Annotated in this window: 26 protein-coding genes; 18 read left to right on the forward strand and 8 right to left on the reverse strand. The window is 68.7% G+C overall.

Annotated elements, in window-relative coordinates; genetic code table 11:
• Positions 1-95: 95 nt before the first annotated feature.
• Positions 96-1,061 (reverse strand): aldo/keto reductase, encoded by a 966-nt coding sequence (locus CRP45_RS05275; RefSeq protein WP_067783422.1) that lies wholly within the window; start codon positions 1,059-1,061, stop codon positions 96-98.
• A gap of 232 nt (positions 1,062-1,293) precedes the next feature.
• On the opposite strand from CRP45_RS05275, the gene CRP45_RS05280 reads away from it, so the two are divergent.
• From CRP45_RS05280 to CRP45_RS05310, 7 genes are all read left to right on the forward strand, one after another.
• Entirely contained in the window at positions 1,294-2,226 is a 933-nt protein-coding gene (locus tag CRP45_RS05280; protein ID WP_097244580.1) for an undecaprenyl-diphosphate phosphatase, read from the forward strand.
• Between the two features lie 190 nt (positions 2,227-2,416).
• Entirely contained in the window at positions 2,417-3,157 is a 741-nt protein-coding gene (locus CRP45_RS05285) for a histidine phosphatase family protein (RefSeq protein WP_097244015.1), read from the forward strand.
• An 89-nt stretch (positions 3,158-3,246) separates the two neighbouring features.
• On the forward strand, positions 3,247-3,831 hold the full coding sequence (locus tag CRP45_RS05290) for a DUF3090 domain-containing protein (RefSeq protein WP_067783416.1): 585 nt from the start codon (positions 3,247-3,249) through the stop codon (positions 3,829-3,831).
• 1 nt (position 3,832) lies between these two features.
• The gene (locus tag CRP45_RS05295; RefSeq protein ID WP_067783413.1) at positions 3,833-4,642 is read left to right on the forward strand and encodes an SCO1664 family protein; all 810 of its coding nucleotides are present in this window, start codon (positions 3,833-3,835) and stop codon (positions 4,640-4,642) included.
• A gap of 65 nt (positions 4,643-4,707) precedes the next feature.
• A complete protein-coding gene (locus CRP45_RS05300; protein WP_097244016.1) occupies positions 4,708-5,697 on the forward strand; it encodes an aldo/keto reductase in 990 nt (329 codons plus the stop codon).
• 263 nt (positions 5,698-5,960) lie between these two features.
• The gene (mshC, locus tag CRP45_RS05305) at positions 5,961-7,199 is read left to right on the forward strand and encodes a cysteine--1-D-myo-inosityl 2-amino-2-deoxy-alpha-D-glucopyranoside ligase (protein WP_097244017.1); all 1,239 of its coding nucleotides are present in this window, start codon (positions 5,961-5,963) and stop codon (positions 7,197-7,199) included.
• Positions 7,200-7,366: 167 nt separating this feature from the next.
• Positions 7,367-8,380 carry an MBL fold metallo-hydrolase gene (locus CRP45_RS05310; protein WP_245909911.1) on the forward strand — a complete coding sequence of 338 codons (1,014 nt, stop codon included), beginning with the start codon at positions 7,367-7,369 and terminating at the stop codon, positions 8,378-8,380.
• A 106-nt stretch (positions 8,381-8,486) separates the two neighbouring features.
• On the opposite strand, the gene CRP45_RS05315 is transcribed toward CRP45_RS05310, so the two are convergent.
• The 3 genes from CRP45_RS05315 to fadD11 all read right to left on the reverse strand — a co-directional run bounded on the left by CRP45_RS05315 (position 8,487) and on the right by fadD11 (position 12,670).
• Complete coding sequence (locus CRP45_RS05315; RefSeq protein WP_097244018.1) at positions 8,487-9,695, reverse strand: ZIP family metal transporter; 1,209 nt, start codon at positions 9,693-9,695, stop codon at positions 8,487-8,489.
• Positions 9,695-10,741: a multicopper oxidase domain-containing protein gene (locus CRP45_RS05320; protein WP_097244581.1), complete on the reverse strand. Its 1,047-nt coding sequence runs from the start codon at positions 10,739-10,741 to the stop codon at positions 9,695-9,697. The genes CRP45_RS05315 and CRP45_RS05320 overlap by 1 nt, the downstream gene beginning before the upstream one ends.
• 111 nt (positions 10,742-10,852) lie before the next feature.
• The gene (fadD11, locus tag CRP45_RS05325) at positions 10,853-12,670 is read right to left on the reverse strand and encodes a fatty acid--CoA ligase FadD11 (protein ID WP_097244019.1); all 1,818 of its coding nucleotides are present in this window, start codon (positions 12,668-12,670) and stop codon (positions 10,853-10,855) included.
• Positions 12,671-12,881: 211 nt separating this feature from the next.
• Here fadD11 and CRP45_RS05330 point away from each other — a divergent pair, with 211 nt between their 5' ends.
• The 6 genes from CRP45_RS05330 to CRP45_RS05355 all read left to right on the forward strand — a co-directional run bounded on the left by CRP45_RS05330 (position 12,882) and on the right by CRP45_RS05355 (position 15,953).
• Positions 12,882-13,463 (forward strand): DnaJ family domain-containing protein, encoded by a 582-nt coding sequence (locus tag CRP45_RS05330; protein WP_097244020.1) that lies wholly within the window; start codon positions 12,882-12,884, stop codon positions 13,461-13,463.
• 132 nt (positions 13,464-13,595) lie between these two features.
• Positions 13,596-13,961, forward strand: a complete 366-nt coding sequence (locus CRP45_RS05335; protein ID WP_097244021.1) for a hypothetical protein — start codon at positions 13,596-13,598, stop codon at positions 13,959-13,961.
• A complete protein-coding gene (gene atpB / locus CRP45_RS05340; protein WP_097244022.1) occupies positions 13,958-14,680 on the forward strand; it encodes a F0F1 ATP synthase subunit A in 723 nt (240 codons plus the stop codon). The genes CRP45_RS05335 and atpB overlap by 4 nt, the downstream gene beginning before the upstream one ends.
• 52 nt (positions 14,681-14,732) lie before the next feature.
• Positions 14,733-14,993, forward strand: coding sequence for an ATP synthase F0 subunit C (gene atpE, locus CRP45_RS05345; RefSeq protein ID WP_067783390.1), 261 nt, complete (start codon positions 14,733-14,735; stop codon positions 14,991-14,993).
• A 4-nt stretch (positions 14,994-14,997) separates the two neighbouring features.
• Positions 14,998-15,456, forward strand: a complete 459-nt coding sequence (locus CRP45_RS05350; protein WP_097244023.1) for a F0F1 ATP synthase subunit B family protein — start codon at positions 14,998-15,000, stop codon at positions 15,454-15,456.
• Complete coding sequence (locus CRP45_RS05355; RefSeq protein ID WP_097244024.1) at positions 15,453-15,953, forward strand: F0F1 ATP synthase subunit B family protein; 501 nt, start codon at positions 15,453-15,455, stop codon at positions 15,951-15,953. The genes CRP45_RS05350 and CRP45_RS05355 overlap by 4 nt, the downstream gene beginning before the upstream one ends.
• Positions 15,954-16,139: 186 nt before the next feature.
• Here CRP45_RS05355 and ligD read toward each other — a convergent pair whose 3' ends face one another.
• Positions 16,140-17,099 carry a non-homologous end-joining DNA ligase gene (gene ligD / locus CRP45_RS05360; protein ID WP_245909913.1) on the reverse strand — a complete coding sequence of 320 codons (960 nt, stop codon included), beginning with the start codon at positions 17,097-17,099 and terminating at the stop codon, positions 16,140-16,142.
• A 340-nt stretch (positions 17,100-17,439) separates the two neighbouring features.
• Between ligD and sigJ the strand changes: the two genes are divergently transcribed.
• The 4 genes from sigJ to CRP45_RS05380 all read left to right on the forward strand — a co-directional run bounded on the left by sigJ (position 17,440) and on the right by CRP45_RS05380 (position 20,530).
• Positions 17,440-18,354: an RNA polymerase sigma factor SigJ gene (gene sigJ / locus CRP45_RS05365; RefSeq protein WP_097244582.1), complete on the forward strand. Its 915-nt coding sequence runs from the start codon at positions 17,440-17,442 to the stop codon at positions 18,352-18,354.
• Positions 18,344-18,991: a DoxX family protein gene (locus CRP45_RS05370; RefSeq protein ID WP_097244026.1), complete on the forward strand. Its 648-nt coding sequence runs from the start codon at positions 18,344-18,346 to the stop codon at positions 18,989-18,991. Before sigJ ends, CRP45_RS05370 begins: the two co-directional genes overlap by 11 nt.
• 24 nt (positions 18,992-19,015) lie before the next feature.
• Positions 19,016-19,654 (forward strand): histidine phosphatase family protein, encoded by a 639-nt coding sequence (locus tag CRP45_RS05375; protein ID WP_097244027.1) that lies wholly within the window; start codon positions 19,016-19,018, stop codon positions 19,652-19,654.
• Between the two features lie 147 nt (positions 19,655-19,801).
• A complete protein-coding gene (locus CRP45_RS05380) occupies positions 19,802-20,530 on the forward strand; it encodes a dienelactone hydrolase family protein (RefSeq protein ID WP_097244028.1) in 729 nt (242 codons plus the stop codon).
• A 19-nt stretch (positions 20,531-20,549) separates the two neighbouring features.
• Here CRP45_RS05380 and CRP45_RS05385 read toward each other — a convergent pair whose 3' ends face one another.
• A complete protein-coding gene (locus tag CRP45_RS05385) occupies positions 20,550-21,203 on the reverse strand; it encodes an enoyl-CoA hydratase-related protein (protein WP_097244029.1) in 654 nt (217 codons plus the stop codon).
• A gap of 37 nt (positions 21,204-21,240) precedes the next feature.
• Positions 21,241-21,906 (reverse strand): TetR/AcrR family transcriptional regulator, encoded by a 666-nt coding sequence (locus CRP45_RS05390; RefSeq protein WP_097244030.1) that lies wholly within the window; start codon positions 21,904-21,906, stop codon positions 21,241-21,243.
• 193 nt (positions 21,907-22,099) lie between these two features.
• Here CRP45_RS05390 and CRP45_RS05395 point away from each other — a divergent pair, with 193 nt between their 5' ends.
• Complete coding sequence (locus CRP45_RS05395) at positions 22,100-22,687, forward strand: TetR/AcrR family transcriptional regulator (protein WP_097244031.1); 588 nt, start codon at positions 22,100-22,102, stop codon at positions 22,685-22,687.
• On the opposite strand, the gene CRP45_RS05400 is transcribed toward CRP45_RS05395, so the two are convergent.
• Positions 22,663-24,516: a Na+/H+ antiporter gene (locus tag CRP45_RS05400; protein WP_097244583.1), complete on the reverse strand. Its 1,854-nt coding sequence runs from the start codon at positions 24,514-24,516 to the stop codon at positions 22,663-22,665. The two genes, CRP45_RS05395 and CRP45_RS05400, sit on opposite strands and share 25 nt — an antisense overlap.
• Between the last annotated feature and the right edge of the window lie 48 nt (positions 24,517-24,564).

Here is a 24,564-nt window from a genome sequence, read left to right on the forward strand (position 1 = left end):
GCGCTGTCGGACGGAGTCCGTCCACAGCCCGCGCACGGCCGGAGCGCAGGCGGAGGTACGCCTAATGGGCGCTGTCGGACGGAGTCCGTCCCGCGTCATTCCGTGCGCGCGCTGACGTCGTCCAGTGCGGCCGCGATCGCGCGCGGCAATTCGAGTGTCTCGGCGGCCATCACGCCGGTGAGCTGTCCGATGTCGCGGGCGCCGACGATCATGCTCGCGATGCCCGGCCGGTCCCGTATCCAGGCCAGCGCGACCGCGAGCGGCGAGGTGCCTAGCCCGTCGGCGGCGGTGACCAGCGCGTCGACCACCCGGGTCGCGCGGTCGTCGAGGCGATGGCGGATCTCGGCGGCGGTCGCCTCGTCCGCGCCGCGCGAGTCCGCGGGAACGCCGTCGCGGTATTTGCCGGTCAGGATGCCGCCCGCCAGCGGCGCGGACGCGATCACGCCGACGCCGTGATGCTGTGCGGCGGGGACGAATTCGCTTTCGGCATGGCGCGCGAGCAGCGAATAGGGCGTGTGCGCGACGGAGATCGGCGCGATGGCGGCCAGACTGGCCAGCTGCCACGGATTGAACCCGCGCACGCCCGCGTAGCGGACCTTGCCGGAGCGCACCGCGTGTTCGAGGGTGGCCGCGATCTCGTCGAGCGGGGTGCCGGGATCCCAGGCCGCGACGTGCCAGATGTCGAGGTAGTCGGTGCCCAGTTCGAGCAGGGTGCGGTCGAGTTGGCGCAGCAGTCCCCGCCGTGACGCGTCGATCTCGGTGCGCGGCGCCGGACCAGGCACGGTGGTCTGGGCCGGTTCGGTGCGCGGCAGCACGCCCGCGCAGCCGCTCAGCACCAGTTCGTCGCGCGAGACCAGGTCGCCGAGCAGATCGGCCAGGATTCGCTGCGCCGCGCCGCCCGCGTACGCGGGGGAGGTGTCGACCAGGGTGCCGCCCGCCTCGGCGAAGGCCACCAGCTGCGACGCCGCGTCGTCGGCGTCCGTCTGCGAGCCCCACGTGTGGGTCGCCAGTCCTATCCGGGACACCCGTAGGCCGCTGCGTCCGACCGTCCGCTGTTCCATCACCGGATCCGCGCTTTCATCACGGCGCCAAGCGTAAATGGTGGGGGCCGCTCGCGGTGCCCGCCGCGCGGCGCGGGGCAGCGGCCGGAATCACCTCCTCACCGGGCGACATGTACTGTCGCTGCGGTATCGCGGCGCCGCTTTTTCCGGCGAACGGTGTCGTCGCTGGACCAATTGCCCAGTCGGAACGGCGGTTTCGGGCAACGGAAGAGGAGGTTGCGTGGGCGAGTCGATGACCTGGTTACAGGCGCTGGTACTCGGACTGGTGCAGGGTCTGACGGAATTCCTGCCGGTTTCCTCCTCTGCGCACTTGCGCATCGTGTCCTCGGTGTTCTTCGGCGAGGACGCGGGCGCCTCGTTCACCGCGGTCACCCAACTGGGCACCGAGGCGGCGGTGCTGGTGTATTTCGCCAAGGACATCTGGCGCATCGTCGTCGCCTGGTTCACCACCCTCGCCGAGAAGGTCAGCGCCAGGTCCAAGGAGACGGTGCCGATCACCGACCAGGTCACCACGAAACTTCCGGTCATCACCGGCGATCGCATCCCCTACGGTCTTGCCGAGGACCGGCAGCGCGAACTCGACTATCGGATCGGCTGGTATGTGATCATCGCCACCATCCCGATCGGCGTCATCGGCTACCTGCTCAAGGACGAGATCCGCACCGGCGCCCGCAACCTCTGGCTGGTGTCGTTCATGCTGATCGCCTTCGCGCTGGTGATCGCCGCCGCCGAGTACTACGGCGCCAAGCGGCGCCCGATCGAAGAGCTCACCACCCGCGACGGACTGGTGATGGGTTTCGCCCAGTGCCTGGCGCTCATTCCCGGGGTGTCGCGCTCGGGTGCCACGTCATCGGCGGGACTGTTCCTCGGATTGGAGCGCGAGGCCGCGGTGCGGTTCTCCTTCCTGCTCGCCATTCCCGCGGTGACCGCGTCCGGCCTGTTCAGCCTGCCCGACGCGTTCGAGCCCGCGGGTGAGGGCCTCAACGCCTCGGGTCCGCAGCTGCTGGTCGCCACACTCTTGTCGTTCGTCGTCGGCTATGCCTCGGTCGCGTGGCTGCTGAAGTTCGTGTCGAAGCACTCGCTGAACTGGTTCGTCGGCTACCGCATCGCGCTCGGCCTGGTGATCATGGGTCTGCTCGCGGGCGGGGTGATTTCGGCGACATGATCGGTGGATTCGTCGACGGACTCGGTCCGGCAGCGCCTACTAGGCGTACCTCCGCCTTCGCTCCGGCCGTGCGCGGGTTTTCGGGCGGACTCCGTCCGGCAGCGCCCATTAGGCGTACCTCCGCCTTCGCTCCGGCCATGCGCGGGTTTTCGGACGGACTCCGTCCGACAGTGCCTATTAGGCTGGCCGCATGACGGTGATCCTGCTGCGGCACGGTGTGTCGACCTCGAACACCGCCCGCACTCTCGCCGGCCGCAGCGCCGGAGTCGACCTCACCGAACACGGCGCCGATCAGGCCCGCGCGGTCGCCGAACGACTGGGCGGGCTGCCGATTCAGCACATCGTGCACTCGCCGCTGCTGCGCTGCCAGCGAACGGTCGGCCCGCTCGCCGACAAGCTCGGGCTGGAACCGGAGTACGACGACCAGCTCATCGAGGTCGATTACGGCGAGTGGACCGGCAGGCCGATCGCCGAACTGCTCACCGAACCGCTGTGGAAGGTGGTGCAGCGCCATGCCTCCGGCGCGGTGTTCCCCGGCGGCGAAGGTCTCGCGCAGGTGCAGCACCGAGCGGTCGCCGCGATCCGCGAGCACGATCGGGTCTTCGCCGAGCGGCACGGCCAGGATGTGCTGTGGGTGGCGTGCACGCACGGTGACGTGATCAAATCCGTGCTCGCCGACGCGCTCGGCATCCACCTGGACGGCTTCCAGCGGATCGTGGTGGAACCGGCGTCGATCAGCGTCGTCCGCTACACCCCGCACGCCCCCTACGTGTGGCGGCTCAACGACACCGGTTCGGACCTGAGCACATTGGAGGCGATCAGACCGCGACCGCGAGACAGCGACGCGGACACGGATCGCCCCGATACGTCCGGACCCGTTCCCGGTGGCGAGCTAGGTGGTACTGCTAGTGCGGATAATGGGAATGCGTAGCCTCGAGATTCCTTGTAAACGAGTAGACGGTGTTTCGGGAGTCCGGGCGCCGCGGGTAGTCGATCAGGGTCACGCATCAGGAGGTGCAGATGGCACGAGCAATCCATGTATTTCGCACCCCCGATCGTTTCGTCGCCGGGACCGTCGGTGAGCCGGGCGATCGCGCCTTCTACCTGCAAGCGGTGCAGCAGCCGCGCGTTGTGAGCGTGCTGCTGGAGAAGCAGCAGGTGAAGGTGCTCGCCGACCGCATGGGACTACTGCTGGACGAGGTGGCTCGCCGCTTCGGCGCCCAGGTGCCGCCGCAGGCCGACGACGTGACCGACACCGATCCGCTCGTGACACCGATCGACGCCGAATTCCGGGTCGGCACCATGGGTCTGGGCTGGGACGCCGACGCGGGCGCCGTCGTCGTCGAGTTGCTCGCCATCACCGAGACCGAGGTGGACGAGTCCGTCGTGCTCGACGACACCGAGGAGGGCCCCGACGCCGTCCGGGTGTTCCTGACCCCGATTCAGGCCCGCGAGTTCGCGCTGCGTTCGGCGCGGGTGATCGCGGCGGGCCGCCCGCCGTGCCCGCTGTGCGGGGAGCCGCTCTCCTCGCGCGGGCACATGTGTGTGCGAACCAACGGCTACAAGCGCGGGGACATCTTCGGCGCGGCCGAGCTAGAGGAGTGATGTGGCGCGGGTCGACGAAAGGTTCGCCACCGGTGAGCTGAGTGTGATCGGGCGGATACGCACCGCGAGCAACGTGACGCTGGTGTGCGATGTGGTCGACTCGGATGTCGATGGCCATCCGCTGCGCGTGGTGTACAAGCCGGTGCGCGGTGAGCGGCCGCTGTGGGATTTCCCGGACGGCACTCTCGCCGGGCGCGAGGTGGCGTCGTATCTGATCTCCGACGCGCTCGGCTGGGGTGTGATCCCGGAGACGATCTTGCGCGAGGGCCCGTACGGTCCCGGCATGGTGCAGCGTTGGGTGGAGGCGGTCGACAATCACACCGAGCGCGGCAATCGCCTCGATCTGGTCGACCTGTGCCCGCCGGGCGCGGTGCCCGACGGTTTCTGCGAGGTGCTGCGCGCGCTGGACGGGGAGGGCAACGAGGTCTCGCTCATCCACGCCGACGACCCGCGTCTGCGGCGCATGGCGGTGCTCGACGTGCTGCTCAACAACGCCGACCGCAAGGGCGGACACGCGTTGGAGGGCGTCGACGGTCAGGTGTACGGCGTCGACCACGGCATCTGCCTGCACAGCGAGCACAAATTGCGCACGGTGTTGTGGGGTTGGGCCGGTCGGCCGATCGGTGACGACCTGGTCGCCGACATCACAGCCTTCGCGGCCGCTCTCCCCGGCGAGCTCGCCGACGCTCTCGCCGCGCACATCACCGACGCGGAGATCGATGCGCTCGCGGGCCGGACGAAGGAATTGCTGGATCAGCCGGTGATGCCGATGCCACGGACCTCGCGACCGATTCCGTGGCCCGCGTTCTGAGTGGTTCGCGAGGGTGACCCTCTCAGGGCCTCCCTACCGCGCGGCCACCGCGCGAGACTCGTCCCATGCTTCGCCATCGACTGTTCGGCAAGACCGGCCTCCGCGTTTCCGAAATCGTGCTCGGCACAATGCTTTTCGACGACGTGGACCGAGCGCGTGACATCGTCGACGCCTATGCCGAGGCGGGCGGCAACGTGCTCGACACGGCCTCCGCCTACGGTGACGGCGAGGACATCCTCGGCGAGATCCTCGGCAAACGGCGCGACCGCTTCGTCCTCGGCACCAAATACACCCTCAGCCACGACCCCGACGACGTGAACGCCGCGGGCAACCACCGCAAGAACCTGATGACCTCGCTGGAGCGCAGCCTGCGCCGGTTGCGCACCGACTACGTCGACATCTTCTGGGTGCACGTCTGGGACCGGCACACCCCGCTGGAGGAGACCATCCGCGCCCTCGACGACGTGGTGACCGCGGGCAAGGTGCGGTATCTGGGGATCTCGGACGCACCCGCCTGGGTCGTCGCTCGCGCCAACACCCTGGCGCAGTGGCGCGACCGGACCCCGTTCGTCGGGTTGCAGGTGCCCTACAACCTGCTCAGCCGAGACATCGAACGCGAACTGTTGCCGATGGCCGAGGCGTTCGGGATGAGCGTCACCGCGTGGCGGCCGCTGGCCGCCGGGAAGCTGGCGGGCACGACCGGCAGGCGGGCCGATCCCGCCACGCTCACCGATCGGGAACGCGCCGCCGCGGGCGCGGTCGCCGAGGTGGCCGCCGAACTCGGCGCGCGGCCAGGGCAGGTCGCGTTGGCGTGGACCCGGCACAAGTCGCCCGCGATACTGCCGCTGGTCGGCGTGAGCAGTGTCGAGCAACTCACCGAGAATCTGGGGGCCGCCCAGCTGGCCCTGCCCGAGGACGCGGTGCACCGCTTGGAGGCCGCCGCACCGTTCGAACGCGGATTCCCCGAGGACTTCCTCGCCGAATCCGAACCGCATCCGTTCGTCTTCGGCTCCGCCGCGACGCGAGTGGACGGACGCGGCAGCGCACTGCTTTAGCCCACCCCTGGCCGCCGGTTCGGTCCCACAAACCCACCGCACGGCTCACATCGGCAGTGGCTGTGTGGGGCGTGCGGACGGTGTGTGGAATCGGTCCGGCGATCCGAGCGATTCGTCGGATGTTATTTTCCGCGAGAGCGAAACCATTGACATTCGGTAGCCGTCTCGTTTTGGCTGGTCCCGATAGGGTCACGGGGCGCTCGGAGCGCCCGCGCAGCCGGGGCGAGCGGCGATGAACTCGGCCACACCTTTACCCTCGAATCATGCAGTCCTGGTCCGATACCGCCCTACCGACCGTCCCCGGAGCAGGGCCACCGTTGCGGTTGTACGACACCGCCGACGCGCGGGTGCGGCCGGTCACCCCCGGCGCCACCGCCACCATGTACGTCTGCGGGATCACCCCCTACGACGCCACCCACCTCGGACACGCCGCCACCTACCTGACCTTCGACCTGGTCAACCGACTGTGGCGCGACGCGGGCCACGACGTGCACTACGTGCAGAACGTCACCGACGTCGACGACCCGCTGTTCGAGCGCGCCGCCCGCGACGGCGTGGACTGGCGCGATCTCGGCACCCGCGAGATCGACCTGTTCCGCTCGGACATGCGGGCGCTGCGCATCGTGCCGCCGCGCGAGTACGTCGGCGCCATCGAGTCGGTGGACGAGGTCGTCGAGTTCGTCCAGAAACTGCTCGCCTCGGGCGCCGCGTATGTCGTCGACGACGCGGAGTACCCCGACATCTACTTCCGCGCGGACGCCAACGACCAGTTCGGCTACGAGTCCGGTTACGACCGCGCGACCATGGAGCGGCTGTTCGCCGAACGCGGCGGCGACCCGGACCGCCCCGGCAAACGCGACACCATCGACGCGCTGGTGTGGCGTGCCGCCCGTCCCGACGAGCCGTCCTGGCCCGCCCCGTTCGGTGCGGGTCGGCCGGGCTGGCACATCGAGTGTTCGGCGATCGCGCTCAACCGCCTCGGCCCGGAGTTCGACATCCAGGGTGGCGGCAGTGATCTGATCTACCCGCACCACGAGTACTCCGCCGCGCACGCCGAGTCCTTGGTCGCGGGCCGCCGTTTCGCCCGCCACTACGTGCACGCCGGGCTGATCGGCCTGGACGGCGAGAAGATGTCGAAGTCCAAGGGCAATTTGGTGCTTGTCTCCAAGCTGCGCAACTCCGGTGTCGACCCGGCCGCCATCCGGCTCGGCCTGCTCACGGGCCACTACCGCCAGGACCGTATGTGGACCGACGAGGTCCTCACCGACGCCCAGGCGCGCCTGGCCCGCTGGCGCAGCGCCACCGCCCTGGCCTCCGGCCCCGTCGCCGAGGACACGGTCGCCCGCCTGCGCCAGCATCTGGCCGACGACCTCGATACCCCCAAAGCCCTTGCCGCCGTGGACAACTGGGTCACCCAGGCGCTCGAATACGGCGGCCCCGACACCGCGGCTCCCGGCTTGGTGAAGACGGCCGTCGACGCGTTGCTCGGCGTCGAGCTGTAGGTCCGGACCGCCTGCACCCGGCTCAGCGAACCGCCGTTCAGACGTGACGGCCGGAGCCCGCGCCGCGCGGGGTTGCCGAATGCGGGTTTCCGTGATCTGGTGCACGAATGTGCAATCTGCATCCTGGTTCGCTGATCGCTGGGTTCCGTGGCGCGTGGGGTCGGCCGATGCGATTGGAACCGGTGGGCGAGGCGGGGCACGCGCGGACGGTGGCGGCGCGGCAGCGGTTCTTCGGCGCGGCGGCCGATCCCGAGACGGGTGCGGTACGAAGCGATCGCGTGGTGCTGTCGTGGGTCGGTTGCACGACTTACGCGCTGGCGCTCGGCGGTTCGGTGTTCCTGCTCGACGCGTGGGTACCTCGGGTGACCAGTTCCGGTTACGTGCCCGCGACGCCGCAGGAGTTGGCGGACCTGCGTCCGGCGGCGATCTTCATCGGGCACGGCCATTTCGACCACGCCGGTGACGCGGGCGCGATCGCCGAGGCCAGCGGCGCGACGGTCTACGGCACGGCCGAGCACTGCGCCGCCATCCGCGCCCAAGTGCCCGAGGCCACGTTCCCGACGGAGGCGCTCGGCGACGCGCACACGCCCATCGGACAGCGCCACGAGGTCACCGCGGACGGGGTCGCGGTCACCGCGGTTCGGCACTTGCATTCGGCGCGGACCCCCGAGGATCCGGCCGACGAGGCGCGGCGCTTCTTTCCGCGTCCGGAACTGGGGCCGATCCTGCGCCACCATCCGACGCTCACCGATCTGCGCCAGACGTTGCCGCGCCTGCTGGATCCGGAGGGCGGTGTGCTGCTCTACCAATTCCGCGTCCCCGGTTTCACGCTCACGTGGCACGATTCCGCGGGCCCGCTCACGGAGAAGGCACCCGAGGTGTTCGACGTGCTCGCGGGCTTGCCGTCCACGGATGTGCACATCGGCGCGGTGCAGGGCTACAACCAGATCACCAACGGTCTGCGCGATCCCCGCAAATACGTCGAGGCGCTGGGCCCGTCGCTGTTCGTCCCGTCCCATCACGACAATTGGCTGCCGGGCCTGACCGCCAGCGCCGCCACCTACGACGCCCCGCTGCGCACCGAACTCGCCCGCCTGGCCGCCGACCGCCGTCCCGAACTGCGCACGATGCACGACCCCACCGACTACCTGAGCCCGGACCGCCTCACCTTCGCACTCTGATCCGGCAAGAGCGACTGTCGCCACCGACGGCCAGCCCGATCGGCGCCATCCCGGCCGCGACCGAACGCCGACCCACCGAACAGCCCCGCACAGTTCGCGCCGCAGATCACGCCAACACCAGCAACCCCGTCGCGTACATCGCCGCCACTCCCACCGCGACGCCGAGGACCGCGGTCGTGTCCATCGCCGCCACCGTCCCCGCCTTCGGCTCCGCCCCACCGCGCAACGCAGGCGCGATCTGCACGACGACCTGTCCGATCGCGCCCACCCCGAGCCCGAGCAGGAACAACGACAATTCGGCGTTGCCGACTCCCGCGCCGAGCACCGCCCCCACGATCGCCGGTGCGCCCGCGATGAGCCCGAGTCCGAGCAGCCGCAACACCCCCGGCCGCGCCGTCGCGGTCAGCGGGCTGACGATCGCCAACCCCTCGGTGGTGTTGTGCACCGCGAACCCGATGACCAGTGCCGCGCCGAGCGCGAGTTCGCCAAGCGCGTAGGCGGATCCGATGGCCAAGCCCTCGCCGAGGTTGTGCAGTCCGATGCCGATGGCGATCATCAGCGCCAGTCGCATGCCGCCGCGTGCGCGGTCGGCGCGGCGGTTGAGCCAGCGGTCGACGAAGGTGAGCGCGAGGAAGGCGAGGATCGCGCCGAGGGCGAGCAGGCTGATCCCGCCGAACGCGCCGCCGGAACGCTCGCCGAGTTCGAACCCCTCGAAGACGGCGTCGACGGCGAGGAACAGCAGCAGCCCGACGGTCACCGCGAGCAGGAAACGCATGCCGCCCTTGCCGATTCGCCGCAGCGCGGGAAGCAGCAGCATGCCGAGGACGACCGGGATGATGCCCACGTAGGCGCCGAGCAGCGCCATCACCGCGAACAGGTCGCGTCCGCCGCTGGGTGTCTCGACGGCCGCGGCGATCTCGTGTTCGACGACGAGTCCAGTGGAGGTCATCATGGAGACCAGATACGGCTGGCCTTCCTGCCACGGATAGTCCAGGGTGAGCCTGGTACTGTGGCGCGGTTCGATCGGCTCCTCGCCGCCGCGGACGTCGACGAACGCGTCGTTGACGAACACCTGCGCCACCCGCACCGGATCGGGTCCGGCGTTGCGGACGGTGAGGTCGATGCGACCGGGCGACATCCGAACCTGTTCGACCGCGATCTCTTCCACGGGCGGGCCGATCCGCTCGGGCAGCGTACGCCCGCCGAGCACGGCCAGCGCAGCCAGCGCCAGCCCGAGCAGCAGAACCACACCCACGGTGGAAGCCCACCCGCGACGGTCCTCGGATTCTCGGGGTGTTTCGGTGCGCTCGCCCATCAGGTCACCTCGAAGAATCCCATCCATCCCAGTTCGGCGAACTCGGATTTGTGGGCGTGGAACATGAACTTCCCCTGGTACGGGAACCGCAGTTCGCAGATGCCCCGCTGACCTTGGCCCTGGACGACGGTGTCGGTGTAGTCGGCGGGTTGCAGGCGGGTGCCGGTGGGGTAGTAGTCGAAGAAGTTGCCGTGGATGTGGAAGCTGTTGATCGGGTCGTACTCGAGCACGTTGACCAGGTAGATCCGCACGAGTTCACCGCGTTTCACGCGCACCGGTTCGTGCATGTAGTGGAACGGGATGCCGTTGACGGCGTAGAGCTGGTTGCCTTCGGCGTCGAAGGTGGTGTTGTAGCCGTGCTGCACCATGACCAGCTCGTCGGCGGGGGGACGCGGCTGGGGCGGGTCGACGATGAACGTTCCGTACATGCCGCGGGCGATGTGCTCGGCAAGCGGCCCGACGTGGCAGTGGTAGAGGTGCACGCCGAAGGGGATGGCGTCGAATTCGTAGACGGTGGTCTGTCCCGGTGCGATGAGTCCGGCGCCGAGACCGGGTGTGCCGTCCATCTCCGCGGGATGGATGCCGTGGAAGTGCATGGTGTGCGGGTGTTGTGAGCCGTTGGTGAAGGTGACGCGCAGCAGATCGCCTTCGGTGCAGCGCAGGGTCGGTCCCGGGATGCGGCCGTTGAACACCCACGCCGGGAACTTCACACCCGGCGCGACCTCGAGTTCCTTGTCGGTGGAGGCGATTTCCCATTCCCGGACGGTGCGACCGTCACGGGACTCGGTGACCGTGCCGTAGTCGAAGTCGCGCAGGATGTCGGTCGGGTCGAATCCGTTGGCGTGGTGGTCGACCACCGAGCCGATGCGGAAGGTGGGTCCGCTGACCCCGCCGCCGTGGGCGACCGCCCCATGCATGTCGTGGCCGGTTTGTTCGGTGCGCGGTAGCGCCTCGGACAGTCCCGCGCGTGCCGCGACCGCCGCGCCACCCAAGCCGAGTAGCGCGCTGCCGCCGGCCAGGAAGCCGCGGCGCGAAGGCTCCCTCATCGGGTCATGCCGCACCAACGCACGCCTTCCCACAGAGTTTTCGTATTACCTAAATTAGATCTGTGGGACTGCTAATACAACAGTGCGGGTAACCGTCCCTAGCGGTCGGTGCTAGCTCACCGCGGTGTCCAGGGCCTCGATCGGCTCGTGCACCGAACCATCCGGACGGTCGGCGTAGAGCGCTTCGATCTCGGCTGCGTACTTCTCGGCGATCGGCTTGCGGCGCAGTTTCATCGTCAGGGTGATCTCGTCGCCGCCCGGCTCCCAGAAGACCGGCAGGATCGTGAACCGCTTGACCTGCTCGACCCGCGACAGCGCCGCGTTGCCCGCCGCCACACCGCGCGCGATCGCCGCGATCACACCGGGGTCGGCGGCGAGTGCGGCGGCCGAGGAATCCGGCAGACCGTGCTGGGCGGCATAGGGTGCGGCGGATTCGGCGTCGAGCACGATGAGCGCGGTGGTGAACGGCCGTCGATCCCCGATCACCGCCAGCGAGCCAACCAGCGGCGTGGCCGCCTTGATGGCGTTCTCGATATTGGCAGGCGACATGTTCTTGCCCGCCGAGTTGATGATCAATTCCTTCTTGCGGTCGACCACTCGCAGGTAGCCGTCCTCGTCGACGGTGATGATGTCGCCGGTGTGCAGCCAGCCGTCGTCGTCGAGGGCGGCGGTGGTCTTGTCGGGTTCCTTGCGATAGCCGCGCATCACCAGCGGTCCGCGCACCAGGAACTCACCGTCCTCGGCGACGGACCCCTCCAGTCCGGGCAGCAGCTTGCCGACGGTGCCCAATCGCGCCTGCTCCGGCGGGCTCACGCTGGCCACGCAGGTCAGTTCCGACATTCCCCACACCTCGGAGATCGGGATGCCGAGCCCGAAGAAGAACCCGAGCGTCTCCGGCGGCACCGGCGCGGCGCCCGACATCGCCCACTTGACTTGATCCAGACCGAGTTTCGCGCGCAGCTTCGACAGCACCGCGGCATCGGCGCGCGCCCACTCCTCGGCGAGGGCGGGATCGAGCGGCTCCTCGCGCAGCCGGGCCTCGGCCTTGCGGCGCGCGGTGTCCAGAGCCCACTGCAAGGCGGCCTTGGTGGTGGGATCGGACTCGTTGGCGACGGAGAACTCGATCGCCGCCTTGAACTTCTCCCACACCCGCGGGACCGCGCCCCAGATGGTCGGGCGCACATCGAGCAGTGCCGCGGGCAGCTGGGCGCGATCGGGGACGGCGGTGATCTGCGTGCCGAACACCTCCTGCAGGTACAGCGCGGTGAACCGGTCGGCCATGTGCGCGGTCGGCAGGTAGGAGGTCTGGCGGTCGCCGAATTCGACGGGCAGCACCGAGGCGAACGCGCGAGCTTCGAACAGCAGGCTCTCGTGCGTGATCTCCACACCCTTGGGATTGCCGGTGGTGCCGGAGGTGTAGCAGAGGGTGACGATGTCGTAGGGGCGCACGGCACGCCAGGTCGCCTCGAAGTCGAAATCCTCGGCGGCCGAGGCCATGAGCTCGTCGACGCCGATGGTTCCCTCGGGCGCGCCGTCGACGCACACGATGGTCTCGATCGGCGCGCCGCAGTCGCGGACTCGCTCGACGTACTGCTCCTCGCAGATCACCACCCGGTTGCCCGCGTTGGTGAACACGTACCGCAACTGGTCCGGCGCGAGGGTGTTGTACACCGAGAACGATGTCGCGCCGGTGTGCTGCGCGCCTACTTCGAGCGGATAGAACTCGACGCGATTGCCCATCATCAGGGCGACGGTGTCACCGCGCCCCACGCCGAGCGCGCTCAGCCCGCCCGCGACTGCGCGAACCCGCTCGGCGTACTCGCGCCAGGTCAGACTCTGCTCCCCTCCGATCGAGCGGACGGCGACGGCGTCCGGATCGATCGCGGCGACGCGCTGGAATGCGGCACAGGAGGTGTTCGGTTCGGTCATTTCGGTCTCACTCACGACGCCCGGCACTGTGCTCTGACGGTAGGTCGGGCGATGCGCTGCGCGCTGACTTTCTTCGAAACCTGTTCGCGGACAGGCGTATACCCGCCGGCACGGCCAGCCGTTTCCGCCAACCGGTCACGGTGATCTTGCAGGGCACGCCCGCCGCCGACGCGCGGTCCGCGCTTATCACCGCCTCGGTAGGCTGGACGACATGACCGAGCGCAAACCGCCGGATCAGACCTTCGAATCGTGGATCGACAAGCAGGTCCGCGAGGCCACCGAGCGCGGGGAATTCGACAATTTGCGCGGGGCGGGTCAGCCGATTCCCGGGGTCGGCACGCAGGTGGACGAGAACTGGTGGTTGCGCAGTTATCTGCGGCGCGAGGGGGTTCGGGCCGACGGCATGTTGCCGGACTCGCTCGTTCTGCGCCGCGATGTGGAGCGGATTCAGGAGACGGTCGCCGAACTGGACACCGAGCGTGAGGTGCGCGCGGCGGTCGCCGAGCTGAATCAGCGTGTGGTCCGCTATGTGCGGGTACCGACGCCGCCGCACGTGCCGGTGGGGCCGGTCGATGCCGACACGGTGGTGCGGCGCTGGCGGGACGAGCGTGCGTCCGCGTCGGGTGCGGCAGTGTCGCGGGGCGTCGCGGCGGACTCGGCGCGGCGCGCCAGCTCGGCACATGCGGAGGAACCTTCGGCGCAGGCGCAACAGGCGGCGGGGCCGTCGGCGCGCCATGTCGCGGAATCGTCCGTCGGCCCCAAACGCCATTGGTGGCAGCGTTTCCGCCGCTGACGCCGACCTGCAACCTGCCCGCTATGCCCGATTTGTCCGCTTCTCTTGTACTACGTGACGTAGTAAGCAAGAATGGGCTTGTGACACGGAAGGCGATGCCTTCCACCGTCATTCATCGCTGAGGGAGGGCACATGACGGTCAATGGCGACCGCGGCCCGATCATCGTCTCTGCCGCGGTGGGGATCACGGTTCTCGCCGCCGCCGGGATGCACGATCGGCTGCTGTTGGGTGTATTCATCTGGGCCGGAATCGGTTTGGGATTGTTCAATACGTGGCTCACCCGCCTTGGCGTCGCCGCGATCGCAAATGGGAACGCCTCCGGCAAAGGGCATTTGGCGGCCATCACCGGGATGCGACTGTTCGGCGTCACCGCACTCGCGCTGGTCGCCGGTGTGCTGACCAGACCGGACGGGTTGGGCATCCTCTACGGCTTGGTGACATTCCACATCGGTGCCGCACTCTGGGCGACCGTACCGGCCCTGCGGAGCGCTCGATGACGAAAGTGGAGGTGGGACACCACGAAACCGCGCACCTGTTCGGTATGGACTTTCATGTCGACACGATCGTCGCTACCCTCGTCGCGGCCGCCGTCGTGCTTGGTCTGGCGTTCTCTCTGCGCGTCAGGCTGACATCCGGAGTCCCCGGCGGGGTGCAGTTGTTCTTCGAAACGGTCACCGTGCAGATGCGCGCGCAGGTGGAAAGCGCTGTGGGACTTCGGATCGCGCCGTTCGTTCTGCCGCTTGCGGTGACGCTGTTCGTGTTCGTGCTGCTGTCGAACTGGTTGTCGGTGCTGCCGGTGCAGTACGGGGCAGGTGAGCTGATCAAACCGCCCGCCGCCGATGTCAATTTCACCTACGCGCTCGCCCTGTTCGTCTTCCTCTGCTATCAGACCGCGGGCATGGCGCGCCGCGGCCCGATCGGGCATGTGAAGCAGCTGTTGAAGGGCCATATGGGGTGGGGACCGATGGTTGTCGTCAACGTCATCGAAGAGATCGCCAAACCGTTGTCGTTGGCGCTGCGGTTGTTCGGCAACATGTTCGCGGGCGGGGTGATGATCTCGGTGATCGCGCTGCTGCCCGCCTGGCTGAGCTGGGGGCCTAACGCGGCATGGAAGTTGTTCGACCTGTTCGTCGGACTCATCCAGGCCTTCATCTTCGCTCTGCTGACCGTCCTCTACTTCGGCCAAGCCACCACCGTCGAACACGAAAAGCACTGAGCGACAAGCCCCCGCACACAACTGTTCGATCCTTCGAGGAAAGGAAACACCCATGGCCGACATAACCCACGAGACGGTCGTCCAGGCGGCGGCCTTGGTCGCCGGTGGACTGATGATGGTCGGCGGCGCGATCGGCGCCGGTTACGGCAACGGCATGGCGGGCTCGGCGCTGATCAACGGCATATCCCGGCAGCCGGAGGCCGAGGGCAAACTGCGCGGCAACTACCTGATGGCGGTCAGTCTCGTCGACGCGGTGTACTTCATCAACCTGACGTTCATGGCGCTGTTCGCCTTCGCGGCGCCGGGCAAGTAGCGCCATGAACACCGTGAGTCTCGCGACCGAGAACTTCTTGATTCCCAACGGCACCTTCTTCGTCGAGCTGGCGATCTTCCTCCTCGTGTTCGCGGTCATCTGGTTGTTCGTGGTGCCGCCGATCCGAGAGGTGCTGGATCAACGGGAGGCCCGCGTCACCGAAGCCGCCGCGCACCGGCGACAGGCGCGGGAGGCGTTCGCCGCGGCCGAAGACCGCTACAGGTCCTCGCTCACACAAGCCCACGCCGACGCGGCGCGGCTGCGCGAACAGGCCAGGGACGAAGGCCGGGTCATCCTGACCGCGGCGCGCGAACGGGCACAGGAGCAGACCGACGAACAGGTGGCGGCGGCCACCGCGCGACTGCGAACCCAGGCCGCGACGGCGGCGACACGATTCGACGCGTATCTCGATCCCATGGCGCGCGACCTGGCGGATCGGGTGATCGGAGGTGGACGACGATGAACACCAACGACGGCATCTACGACATCACTTGGGACTGGCCGGTATTCGTCAGCCAGCTGTTCGGGTTCGCCGTCATTCTCGGCGCACTCTCGAGATGGGTCGCGCCACCGCTACGGACGGCGATGCGCAAAGCCCAGCACACGATCCACCAACAGATGGAGGAAAGTACCGACGCCGCAACCGAATTGGCCGCCGCCCAGCGTGCCTTCGCCGAGGCCGGCGCAGCCGCCCGCGCCGAGGTCGCCCGCATCGACCGGGAAGCACGAGAAGACGCCGATCGGATCGTCACCACCCTGCGGGAAACCGCGGCTGCCGAGGTCGAACGGGTACGCAGGCAGGGCCTGCGCCACCTCGCGCAGGTGCACCGGCAACTCGAGGACGAACTGGCCAACAATCTCACCGTCGCGGTGATCGACCGTGCCGAGTCCATAGCCGTGACCTACTCGAATCACCGCTCGCCAGATCGCACAGCATCGATCGTTTCCTGGACGAGCTGACAGCGCGAGCCAGAGCCGCCGAGGAACTCACCGGCCCGATCTGACCTCGGCTCGCTTGCCACCCCGCGCCCGGGTCCGTCGATCCGGGCGCACTCGGTGTCTGCCCACTTCTTCCCGCCGGGCGAAGCCGGTGAGCCTGCGCCCGGCGACGAGGTGGGTGCCGTCGGGCGTCGCTGGATCACTACTTCAGGGCACTGTGATCTCGGCGGGGCTTTTGTCGATGCGGATACCCCGCCAGCTGGGATGACGCAATCCCTCGGGGGTGGCTTCCCGGTATTCGATATCGGCGACGAGCTCGGGCTCGACCCAGTGCGCCGGTACGGCGATCGCGCGCGGCGGCGGCACGTCGAAAGGGGTGTCGGGGCGGGCGAGTCGGTCCAGGCGAGTGCGTAGGCTGCGCCGTTCCGCGGCTTTCCATCCGGTGCCGACATTGCCGATATGGACCAGGCGTCCCGCCGAGTCGTGTGCGCCGAGAATCAAGGATCCGAACGACTCGGCGAACGGGCCGTTTCCTGGCAACCATCCGGCGATGACGGCTTCGGTGGTTTTGCGGAACGGCATCTTGATCCAGTTGCGCGACCGTTCGCCCGGTTGATAGGTGGAGTCGAGGCGTTTGGCGACCAGTCCCTCGAGCCCGTTCTGTGCCGCGGCGGCCGAGAGCGTCTCGGGCTCGATGTCGGTCCAGTAGGGCGACAACTGGATCGGCGGGCGGGCGATGTCGAGCTGGGCGAGCAACTCGCGCCGCTGCCGATAGGGCAGGGTGGTGGTGGCGTGGCCGTCGAGGGCGAGCAGGTCGAAGATCATGTACAGCACCGGAACGTCCCTGATCAGCTGCGCGGTCGGCGCGCGGACGTGCATGCGGCGTTGGAGCCGGGAGAACGACGGCGCGCCGCTCGCCCCTTCCGGCGCCACGATCTCCCCGTCGATGGTGGCTCGGTGCTCGCCGACCGCCGCGGCGACGGCGGCGGCGATGTCGGGGAACGAGCCGGTGACGTGTTTGCGGTTGCGGCTGTAGAGCTGACAGTCGCCTTCGGCCACCGCGGCGACGACGCGCATGCCGTCCCATTTCATCTCGAAGGCCCAACCGTCCGGATTTCCGGGCGGTCGTCCGGACAGGGCCAGCATCGGTGACGGCGCGGACACCACCGATACAGCATATATCCAGCATCCATCACGCTTTCTCGCGGCGACTAGCCATTTTCCTGGCATTTTGGTGTACCCGACGCGATGGATGATCGATATCGCCGGGCAATCCGCGATCAACTAGCTATCCGAGATAGGTCACCGCGAGGGCCGTGAGGCGCTGCCGCCATGCGAGTGATCTGGATCACGTTCTGTCATGTTCGGCGGCTCCGCGTTGTCTCGAGGGCATGACCGATCAACACACGCCACAAGGTTGCCGTCCTCGGTGGCCGATACGCAGGAACCGGCGCGGCGGATCGACCGCGGAGGCACGCCGATGTCGATGACCGGTGATCATCTCCCCATGACGACCGACGGGCACGCCCAGCGGTTCACGCTGCTGCGGCCACTGCTGTTCACCATCGCCTACGAGATCCTCGGCTCGGCGACCGAGTCCGACGACGTTCTCCAGGACAGCTATCTGCGGTGGGCCGAGGTGGACCTGGCGTCCGTGCGTGACACGAAATCGTATCTGGCGCAACTGGTCACCCGGCAGGCGCTCAACTCGCGGCGGGCGAGCGCGCGCCGCCGCGAGGAGTACGTCGGCCCGTGGCTGCCCGAGCCGCTGCTGCTCGCCGAGGGTGACGCCTCGACCGATGTCGTTCTGGCCGAGGCGGTGTCGATGGGGATGCTCGTGCTGCTGGAAACGCTGCTTCCGGAGGAGCGCGCGGTGTTCGTGCTGCGCGAGGTCTTCGGCTTCGACTACGACGAGATCGCCACGGCGGTTGGCAAGTCCGTGGCCGCGGTGCGTCAGGTGGCGCACCGCGCCCGCGAACACATCCAGGCGCGGCGGCAACGGTTCGGGCCCGCCGATTCCGCGCGTACCGCCGAGCTGACCGAACGGTTCATGACCGCGGCCACCACCGGCGACATGGCGGGCCTGCTGTCGATGCTGACACCGAACGTCACCTGGACCACCGACAGCGGCGGCAAGGTGTCCGCGATCGCGGCGCGGGCGCAGGGCGCGCGGCGGGTGGCCGAGATCTTGGTCGGCCTCTTCCCCGTCATGCGGGCGATCGCCGGCGTCCGGATCGAGACCATGACCTACAACCACGACCCGGCGATCGCCATCTCCTTCGACGACCGGCTCGAAGCGATCCTCGTGCTCGAGATCGCCGACAGCGCGATCACCGACCTCTACGTCCTGCGCAATCCCGACAAACTCGCCGCCCTGACCATTCCACGCAACATCACCCGAGGAGAAGCCGATGTCGACTGAGACGAACACGCCAACCATCACACCGCCGCGGCACGCGACCGACGACAAGCCGGATTCGGCCGCACGAAGCAACCGAAAGGGGAGCCGGATTCGGCCCATCGCCTTTTGGGTGACCACGCTTGCCGTCGTCTTCGAACTGGTCGCCGGATCGGTGTGGAACCTGCTGACGATCGAGTGGGTGGAAATCCAATTGCGGCACCTGGAATTCCCGCGTTCCTTCGCCTACGTGCTGGGGGCGTGGCAGGTCGGTGCGGCCGTCGCGATCATCGTGCCCGGGTTCCGCCTGATCAAGGAATGGGCGTACGCGGGCGCCTTCTTCCTGTGGTCGGGTGCCGTTGTCCTCCATCTCGAGGCAGGCGACGGTGTCGAATCGTGGTCGTCGCCACTGATGTTCGCGATTCTCGCCGTCGCGTCGTGGATGCTGAGGCCTGCCGACCGTCGGCTCCCGCAGACGCGCCGTGACCACACCACCGACGCCGGACAGGACGAGGCGCGCCTTGCGGTAGCCGGCCCTCGCCAGTGGGCGGTCGCGCTCGGTGTCCTCGTTGTCCTGTATGCGGTTTCGTTCCTCACGCTGCCCGCGGTCGAAGACTTCATGCACCAGAACGCGATCAACCTCGGCTGGATCACCGAGTAGAGTCGAGCGACCCGAGGAGGCCCAGTGCGCCGCATCTACGTCGTCACCCACCCGCAGGCGACCCATCACGTCGACCGCTTGGTCGGCGGATGGTACGACTCGCGACTCACCGCGGCGGGCGAGCGCGCCGCGGTGGCCATCGCCGAGTCGCTGCGCACGCGGATACCCGGAGAAGCCGAGGTGGCGGTGCACTCCTCGGGTCTGCTGCGCACCGCCCGAACGGCCGAGGCGATCGGCAAGGCGCTCGGCGTGACGCCGATCCTCGACGAACGACTGCGCGAGAAGTCCTACGGCGAAGCGGGCGGCAGACCGCAGGAGTGGCTGGACCGGCGATTCGTCCCGCCACCCGCCGTGGGCGAGCGCCTGCGCCACGACGAGGGAATCGCCGGTGCGGAGACGAAATGGCAACTCGCCCAACGTATCTACGCCGCAATGAGCACGATCGTGGACTACCCCTGCGAGAACCAGGTCGTCGTGACACACGGCGGCGCAATGACATTCGTGCTCGCGGCGTGGATCGGGATGCCGATCGACTCGGCGGACTACGTCGCCTTCCGCGCCGCGCCCGGCAGCATCACGGTGCTCACCGAGGACGACTTCTTCCACAACCGTGAGGTCACCATCCTCGGTGACACCCGGCACCTCGACCTGGCGTCGCCCTGACCCCCGCCGCCCCAACGACACCCCGCCGGCCTACCGCCGCGACCCGGTCCGTCCCACACACTTTTCACACGGTCCACATAGGCACCGACTGTGTGAGGCGTACGGAAAGTGTGTGGTAGCGACCTTGCGCGGCGTAGATTTCCGATCATGGACACCGTCGAGCTGAGTGCACCGGATGGCCCGCTGCCCGCGCTGCTGGCCCGCCCGGCGGGTGCGGGGCCGTGGCCGGGCGTCGTCGTGGTTCACGATGTGCTCGGCCTCGGCACCGACCTCGAGGGGCACGTGGCGATGCTGGCCGACCACGGCTACCTCGCGATCGCGCCCGATCTGTTCTCGCGGGGTCGCGCGCGCTGCATGCGGGCGGTGATGCGGGCGTTGTGGTTCACCGGGGGCAAATCCGATGCCGAGGAGGTCCCGGTTCGTGACATCCTCGCCGCCCGCGGCCGCCTTGTGGCCGATCCGGCGTGCACCGGGCGCACGGGAGTGATCGGTTTCTGCATGGGCGGCGGGTTCGCCTTGCTCACCGCGCCGCGCGGTTTCGATGCCGCCGCGCCGTTCTATCCGGGCTTGTACGGCGACTACCGCGGCTTGCTCGACGGCATCTGCCCGGTGGTGGCCAGCTACGCCCGTCTGGATCCGTCGCTGGTGGGCGCGCCCGCCAAGCTCGAGCGCACGCTCACCGAGTTCGGTGTCGCCCACGACATCAAGACCTATCCGGGTGTCACGCACGGCTTCGCCAATACCTTTCCCGGCGACCGGCTGCTGCGCGTCACGGGCCTCGGCCACAACGCCGACGCGGCCGCCGACGCCTGGCGTCGCATCTTCGCGTTCTTCGAGACCCACTTGGCCGATCGCGAGCACACTCCGCCACGCTGACCGACGAAACCGTTCAGGTCTACAGCGTGGTCAGCGCGGTGACGGCCGGTGCGAACATGGTGTTCTTGATCGCGCCGAGGGTGCCGGAGTCCTTGCCGCCCAAGGGCAGCAGCATCTCCAGCGCCGCTCCGGTGACCTGGCCTTCCGGTGCGGTCGCGTCGACGATGTCGACTTCGGCGGCGGCCTCTCCGCCGTAGCGGCGTCCGGTGGTCATGGACGCGACCGCGGTCTTCGGCGTCAGTTTGGCTTGGATGAGGGCGGCCATGCCGGGGGTGAAGGGGATGCGGATGTCGACTTCGGGGAAGCAGAAGTAGCCGCGGTCGGCGCGCATGACGCGGTAGTCGTGGGCGATGGCGAGCATCGCGCCCGCGCCGAAGGCGTGTCCGGGCAGTGCGGCCGCGGTGGGCACGGGCAGAGTGAGCACGCGCGCGAACAACGCTTGCACGCGTCCGACGTACCACTGGGCGCGATCGGCGTTGGCGCCGAGCCAGTCCAGGTCGAGTCCGTTGGAGTAGAACTTGCCGCTCGCGGTGGTGAGCAGGCCTTGGGCGCCTTCGGCGAGGGCGGTGTCGAGGTGGGCGTTCACTTCGTCGAGGAAGTCGGGGGAGAAGCGGTTCTCGTCGCCGCCGAGGTCGAGGACGGCGATCTTGTCGTGGTATTCCAGGGTGGGCACGGTGGTTCCTTCGTCGAGAGTGGTCGGGACTTGCGGATCAGGGGGGAGGTCCGACCGCGAGCACGGCGCGCACGGCGGCCCGAAGTTGTTCGCGGGCAAAGGGTTCGGCGATGCGCTCGCGCCGGATCAGGATGGCGGTCGGCAGGTCGACAAGGCAGGTGGTGAGGACCTCGACCACGCGACGGTCGCGGCGGCCCCATCGGCGCTGCGCGAGCCGCACCAGCAGGTCGATCAGCGCGCGTTCGGCGGCGCGGACCTCGGCGGCGACGTCCTCGGGCAGGTCCTCGCCGAGCAGCTGCTCGCGCGAGACGGTGAGCAGCAGGCGTGAGGAGTCGGGGAATCGCTCGGCGAAGACGCTTGGCGCTTCGGCGGCGGCCACGATCGCCTCGTCCCGCACAGCATTCGCCGCCGAATCCAGCTGCTGGGCAGCGCTTTTCGATTCGCCGACGCCCGAGTCGCCTTCGGATCCGGCGGCCGCCTCGACCAACTCGTTCTGCACCGCGAGAAACCGACGCGCGGCCCGCAGCCACGCGCGGCCCAACACCCCGGATCGCGACCCGAAGGTGTGGTATAGCGCGCCGTTGGACACCCCCGTTGCTGCGGCGACGGCACGGATGGTGACCGCGGCCGGGCCGCCGCGGACGGCCAGCGATTCCGCGGCGTCGAGCACGGCGTCGGGGTCGTGGGTGCGGGGGCGCGGCATGCCGCCGACTATAACAGAGCAAGTGCTCTGTTATGCAACCCCGTTTCGGTTCGCCTCGGGCACTGCATATTTCGCGCGGTAACAGCTACCGCGCGTCACCTAGCGGATTCGGTTGTGCCCGCACGCGCGCGCGAACCGATGCGGTACTGTTCGGGCCCTCCCCCCTTGCCCGCACGAGCAGAACGGCATCCGCATGTCACGAGTGGTCACCAAGGAGCAGTACTTCGACACCGCTCTGGAGGTGCTGGCCGAACTCGGGTTCAAGGGCCTCAACATCGGGCTGCTGTGCCGTCGGCTCGGGGTCACCAGCGGCTCGTTCTATCACCACTTCGGCAGCTGGCAGGGTTTCGTCGACGCGCTGCTCGAGCACTGGGAGAACCGGCAGGTGCTGATCCTGCGCACGCTGAAGTTCAATCAGGGCGATCCCGACGACGACGTGCGCGCGATGTCGGATCTCGCGGCGGGTCTGCATCACGCGGCCGAGGCCGCGATCCGGGCGTGGGCCGCCAACGACGAATCGGTGAATCTGGCGCTCAAGCGGGTCGACGAGTCGCGGCGGCGCACCGTGCACAAGGTGATCAACGGCGTGGTCGGCGACGACGAGACCGCCGCTGTGGTCACCTCGCTCGGTATGGCGATGCTGATCGGCTACCAGCAGATCGCGGCGGGCGGGGAGAACCTGTCGTTGCAGCGGCTGCTCAACGAATACGCCCGCCTGATCTACTCGCACGCGCGCCGTCCGGTGGCGGTGGGTGCTCAGCCGAGCAGCTCGTCGACGTAGCACCAGCGCCAGGCTTCGCCGGGTTCGACGCTGCGCATCACCGGGTGCCCGGTGGCGGTGTGGTGTTTGGTGGCGTGGTTGCCCGGTGAGGAGTCGCAGCACGCGATGTGCCCGCACGACAGGCACATTCGCAGGTGCACCCAGTTCTGGCCCTCGGCGACGCATTCGGCGCACCGGTCGGGTTCGGTGGGTTCGCGCAGCAGCGGCGCGGCCCGCAGGTGGTCGCAGTCGCCTGCCGCGGCGGGCGCGGCGAGGGGTTCGCGGCGTTCTTCCTCGGTTTCGTCGAACCGGTCGATCATCGATTCCTCGAGGTCGAGCCGGGCCAGCACGTGCTGGAGGATCTCGTAGTCCGCACCGCCCGAATCCCGCACCCGCAGTACCGTTTCGCGTTCGGCGCGCAGCATCTCGAGGCGCAGCCTGCGGTATTCGGCGGTGGGCGTTCGCTGTTCGGATTCGGCGCGGCCCAACCGTTCCCAGGCGGCGTTGGTGCGCCAGGTCAGCCGATCGCGCAGTGATTGCACGACCTGCCGCGGGGTGTCGGGTCCGGCAGCGGCATCCAGCGCCGCCATTCCGGCCGCGCCCGCTTGGGTGAGCAGGTCGGCTTTCTGTAGCGCGTCCTCCGAGCGGCTCGGGCCGCGCAGATGCAGGCGCCGCACCAGCCACGGCAGCGAGGTGCCTTGCAGCAGCAACGTTCCCGCCACCACGACCAGCGCCAGCAGCTTCAGCACCGGCAGCTGCGGGGTGTCTTCGGGTAGCAAGAGCACCGCGGCCAAGGTCACCACCCCGCGCATGCCCGCCCACGACACCACCGTCGGATAACTCAGCGGCACGGTCGAGCGCCCGAGCCGCTGGAACAGCAGCGACCACGGGAAGATCCACAGCGGCCGCGCCAGCATCACCGCCAGCAGCACCGCGATCGCCGAGACCACCAGGGTGGTGTGGTCGAGCCCGCTGCTCCACGCGCCCTCCACGATCGCGCGCACCTGCAACCCGATGATGAGGAACACCGAGCTCTCCAGAATGAACTGGATGGTGCGCCAGTTGGTGCGCTCGGCGATACGCGAGGCCGCCGACTGCCACACCGGCGCGCCGTGGCCGAGGATCATCCCGCAGGTCACCACCGCGATCACCCCGGAGGCGTGTATCTCTTCGGCGGGCAGATACGCCACGAACGGCGCGAGAAATGACAGCGTAGTGTCGAGCACCGGGTCGCTGATTCGCCGCCGCAACATCGCGAGCAGGTAGGCGACGGCGACACCGACCAGCGCGCCGCCGCCCGCGGCGAGCAGGAAATCACCGCCGGCCTGCCACACCGACACCGTGCCCGCCGAGGCCGCGATCGCGGTCCGCAACGCCACCAGCGCGGTCGCGTCGTTGAACAGCGACTCGTCCTCGAGGATGGTGACGATGCGCCGCGGCATCCCGATCCGGCGCGCCACCGCCGTCGCGGCCACCGCGTCGGGCGGGGCGACCACCGCGCCGAGCGCGACCGCCACCGCGAAGGGCACCGGAAGCAGCCACCACACGACCGCGGCGACCGCGAAGGTGCTGAACAGCACCAAACCCACCGACAGCGAGGCGATGGTGCCGATGTTGGCGCGGAAATCCACCAGCGAGGTCCGGATCGCGGCGGTGTAGAGCAGCGGCGGCAGCAAACCGAGCAGCACCACCTCCGGTTCCAGATGCACCGCGGGAACGAACGGCAGATAGGAGGCCGCCACCCCGGCCAGGGTCAGCACCAACGGTTCGGAGACACCGAAGCGGCGCGCCAGCGCCGCCAGCGCGGCCGCCGACGCCACCAGAACCACCAGCCCGATCGCCACATGCACCGACGCATTCTCCCAAAACACCACGATCGCCGTTTCCCCGCCGTAGAC

This window comes from Nocardia amikacinitolerans (genome assembly GCF_900215415.1).
In the GTDB taxonomy this organism is placed as follows: domain Bacteria; phylum Actinomycetota; class Actinomycetes; order Mycobacteriales; family Mycobacteriaceae; genus Nocardia; species Nocardia amikacinitolerans.